Annotated in this window: 2 protein-coding genes; one reads left to right on the top strand and one right to left on the bottom strand. The window is 45.0% G+C overall.

Annotated elements, in window-relative coordinates; genetic code table 11:
- Positions 1-113: 113 nt before the first annotated feature.
- Positions 114-515 (top strand): LysR substrate-binding domain-containing protein, encoded by a 402-nt coding sequence (locus tag FTT78_RS13365; RefSeq protein WP_001183556.1) that lies wholly within the window; start codon positions 114-116, stop codon positions 513-515.
- A gap of 136 nt (positions 516-651) precedes the next feature.
- Here FTT78_RS13365 and FTT78_RS13360 read toward each other — a convergent pair whose 3' ends face one another.
- Positions 652-1,467: an APH(3')-I family aminoglycoside O-phosphotransferase gene (locus tag FTT78_RS13360; protein ID WP_000018323.1), complete on the bottom strand. Its 816-nt coding sequence runs from the start codon at positions 1,465-1,467 to the stop codon at positions 652-654.
- Positions 1,468-1,659: the final 192 nt, after the last annotated feature.

The raw sequence follows: 1,659 nt of genomic DNA, 5'->3' as shown, positions 1-1,659 counted from the left end.
GCCAGGCCTCAGCATTTTATTATGGTGATCCCCTGGGCGAAATGCGCCTGGTAAGCAGAGTTTTTGAAATGTAAGGCCTTTGAATAAGACAAAAGGCTGCCTCATCGCTAACTTTGCAACAGTGCCATTTTAAGCGTTATGCTAAGCCCAGGAAGCCGCAGGATCTTTTGAACCACAACTGCATTAACGTCCGCTATTCTGATACGAGTGGATTGTACGCCTGGGAATTCGAGAAAGATGCTCAGAAATTCAGTCTGAAAGTCAAAGGGCAATATATTGCGAACAGCACGATTCATCAGCTCGATGCAGCATTAGACGGGCTGGGGATTGCCTATATTCCCGAGTATGTTGCAGATGGATATATCAAAAGCGGCAAGCTGATTGCTGTTCTGACCGAGTGGTGTCCATATTTTGACGGCTACCATATTTATTATCCTCACCGCCGACAGGATTCTCCTGCGTTTATGGCTTTTCTGCAAGTTTTGCGTGACAGGTACAATAATGGAATAAGATAAATTTATGAGTAAAGGATTATGTCCACGATAAGCACCTGGGTCGATTCCTGGGAGGCGGCCATGAGGGTAGGGAAGCGCCGTCCCGTCAAGTCAGCGTAATGCTCTGCCAGTGTTACAACCAATTAACCAATTCTGATTAGAAAAACTCATCGAGCATCAAATGAAACTGCAATTTATTCATATCAGGATTATCAATACCATATTTTTGAAAAAGCCGTTTCTGTAATGAAGGAGAAAACTCACCGAGGCAGTTCCATAGGATGGCAAGATCCTGGTATCGGTCTGCGATTCCGACTCGTCCAACATCAATACAACCTATTAATTTCCCCTCGTCAAAAATAAGGTTATCAAGTGAGAAATCACCATGAGTGACGACTGAATCCGGTGAGAATGGCAAAAGCTTATGCATTTCTTTCCAGACTTGTTCAACAGGCCAGCCATTACGCTCGTCATCAAAATCACTCGCATCAACCAAACCGTTATTCATTCGTGATTGCGCCTGAGCGAGACGAAATGCGCGATCGCTGTTAAAAGGACAATTACAAACAGGAATCGAATGCAACCGGCGCAGGAACGCTGCCAGCGCATCAACAATATTTTCACCTGAATCAGGATATTCTTCTAATACCTGGAATGCTGTTTTCCCGGGGATCGCAGTGGTGAGTAACCATGCATCATCAGGAGTACGGATAAAATGCTTGATGGTCGGAAGAGGCATAAATGCCGTCAGCCAGTTTAGTCTGACCATCTCATCTGTAACATCATTGGCAACGCTACCTTTGCCATGTTTCAGAAACAACTCTGGCGCATCGGGCTTCCCATACAATCGATAGATTGTCGCACCTGATTGCCCGACATTATCGCGAGCCCATCTATACCCATATAAATCAGCATCCAGGTTGGAATTTAATCGCGGCCTCGAGCAAGACGTTTCCCGTTGAATATGGCTCATAACACCCCTTGTATTACTGTTTATGTAAGCAGACAGTTTTATTGTTCATGATGATATATTTTTATCGGCACTGTTGCAAATAGTCGGTGGTGATAAACTTATCATCCCCTTTTGCTGATGGAGCTGCACATGAACCCATTCAAAGGCCGGCATTTTCAGCGTGACATCATTCTGTGGGCCGTACGCTGGTAC

This window comes from Acinetobacter sp. YH01011 (assembly GCF_013420785.1).
Taxonomy (GTDB): Bacteria; Pseudomonadota; Gammaproteobacteria; order Pseudomonadales; family Moraxellaceae; genus Acinetobacter; species Acinetobacter towneri.
This window is presented reverse-complemented; position numbering and strand designations above follow the sequence as displayed.